General features: G+C 41.7%; 4 protein-coding genes. 2 read left to right on the forward strand and 2 right to left on the reverse strand.

The features are described 5' to 3' along the window. Positions 1-417: 417 nt before the first annotated feature. Together A3729_RS12840 and A3729_RS12845 are read right to left on the reverse strand one after the other, a co-directional pair. Positions 418-681, reverse strand: a complete 264-nt coding sequence (locus tag A3729_RS12840) for a Txe/YoeB family addiction module toxin (protein WP_068510968.1) — start codon at positions 679-681, stop codon at positions 418-420. Next, positions 678-920, reverse strand: a complete 243-nt coding sequence (locus A3729_RS12845) for a type II toxin-antitoxin system Phd/YefM family antitoxin (RefSeq protein WP_068510966.1) — start codon at positions 918-920, stop codon at positions 678-680. The genes A3729_RS12840 and A3729_RS12845 overlap by 4 nt, the downstream gene beginning before the upstream one ends. A gap of 207 nt (positions 921-1,127) precedes the next feature. On the opposite strand from A3729_RS12845, the gene A3729_RS12850 reads away from it, so the two are divergent. Next, the gene (locus A3729_RS12850; protein ID WP_068510964.1) at positions 1,128-1,376 is read left to right on the forward strand and encodes a type II toxin-antitoxin system Phd/YefM family antitoxin; all 249 of its coding nucleotides are present in this window, start codon (positions 1,128-1,130) and stop codon (positions 1,374-1,376) included. Further along, positions 1,366-1,653 carry a type II toxin-antitoxin system RelE/ParE family toxin gene (locus tag A3729_RS12855; protein ID WP_068510962.1) on the forward strand — a complete coding sequence of 96 codons (288 nt, stop codon included), beginning with the start codon at positions 1,366-1,368 and terminating at the stop codon, positions 1,651-1,653. Before A3729_RS12850 ends, A3729_RS12855 begins: the two co-directional genes overlap by 11 nt. Positions 1,654-1,885 lie beyond the last annotated feature (232 nt).

Genomic DNA, 1,885 nt, shown 5'->3' on the forward strand with positions numbered 1-1,885 from the left:
CAAAAGATCAAGCAGCGGCTGTGGTGCAATCACCGAAGGCGTTAGGTTGGCAATGAGCTAGCAGTACATTGATCCACGAGCATAGACTGAAGACAGGCACCACGACGTAATAAGTAAGGTNGGATAGGTTAACGCGTCGCGTTAGCAACCCACGAATACCAGCATGATCACCGTCGAAATTACTTGCTTCATCTGATGCGTTGACGCTTCCCTAACGGGAAGAATGTTAATTAAAAAGAAAGGCTCTGGCCGAGGTTCCGGCAGGATTTTGTGCGGGCCTCTTGACGTGGGGAGTCATACCAACGCCTTGCTAAGCGGTTGTGGTGAATTGGCGGTTTGTTTGCGGCTCTTTGCAAACAAGATGACAATTTACCACAATCCGACTTGAGCAACTTGTTAGCTGAACAAATTTTGGTATTACTCATAATGTGTCCACATACGCAGAACTTTTATGACTTTTTGCTCTTCATAAACTTGGTAAACAATCCGGTGCTGGATGTTAACACGTCGTGAAATTGCACCAGATAAATCACCAACCAATTTTTCAAATGGTGGTGGTGTTTGAAACGGATTCTCTTCGATAACTTGCAGCAAATATTTTGCTTTACTTTTGAGACCTGAGGAAGCAAGTTTCTTTGCATCTTTTTGAGCTTGCTTGGTATATACGAGTTCCCAACTCACCAATCAAGCTCCTTAGAACAATCTTCAATAGGTTCTGCCATTCCTTCTTTAATGCTTTCTCTCATACCCGGAACAGTTAAAAGATAAAGGGTTTCTTGAATTGACTCCCAGTCTTCACTGGAGACTAATACAGCGCTATTTCTTTTGCCTGAAATAGTTATTGGCTGATGAGTCTCTGAAGTTTGATCTAAAAGCCGGTATAAGTTTGCCCTGGCTTCACTTGCCGTAAGAATATTCATCTTTATTCTCCTGAACAGAAAATAATATCGTACGCTTAAACGTACGAAGTGGCAAGATTATTTTTACAGCTAACGCCGCAATAAAGGGCCGGAGCGCAGCGACGGTCCAGCCCACATGTTTTTGTGGGCGATCTTTGATTGCCTTGTTATATTTTACGGCCTACAATAAGACCTAATTAACGACCACTTTATAGTACTGGTGATTTTATGACAACCCGAATATTAACAGAAGCTGCCGCTAGTATTAGCGAATTAAAGGCTAACCCAATGAAAGTTGCTTTAAGTGCTGATGGCAAACCAATTGCGGTACTTAATAGAAATGAACCTGCTTTTTACTGCGTGCCTGCCGAAGCCTATGAGTACTTAATGGACCGCGTTGAGGACCTTGAGTTAATAGCTCTTGCTGAACAACGAAAAAATGAGAAAAGCGTTAAGGTTAACTTAAATGACTTATGAGCTTGAGTTTAAAAAGTCTGCACTTAAAGAATGGAATAAACTTGGCGCTACTATAAAAGAGCAATTTAAAAAAAAGCTAACCGAAATATTAGAAGGCCCGAGAATACCAAGTGCAAAACTTTCTGGGGCAAATGACCTATACAAGATAAAACTTAGACAAGCTGGTTACCGTTTAGTTTATGAAGTAAACGACGAAATAATTACTGTGACAGTGATTTCAGTTGGTAAGCGTGAACGTGGTGATGTTTATAAAACGGCAATGAAACGAACCAACTAAAAATTATAACGCTTTTATAAACGGCGCACGGCTCTATCGTGCGTCCAACGCAGGCCACGTGTTTTTGTGGCCGGAGTGATGTTTGATGAACTGGTTAGATTTTTTAGAACACCTAACTAGCGCAACACCACGTTGTGTAGCCGCAGGCGAAACCTAAGCTTTTGACCTGAGACTAGAATACCTAAAGTGATAACTTTACCGGATTCCATAGGAACACACCACCGACGAAATC

This window comes from Oleiphilus sp. HI0043 (assembly GCF_001634935.1).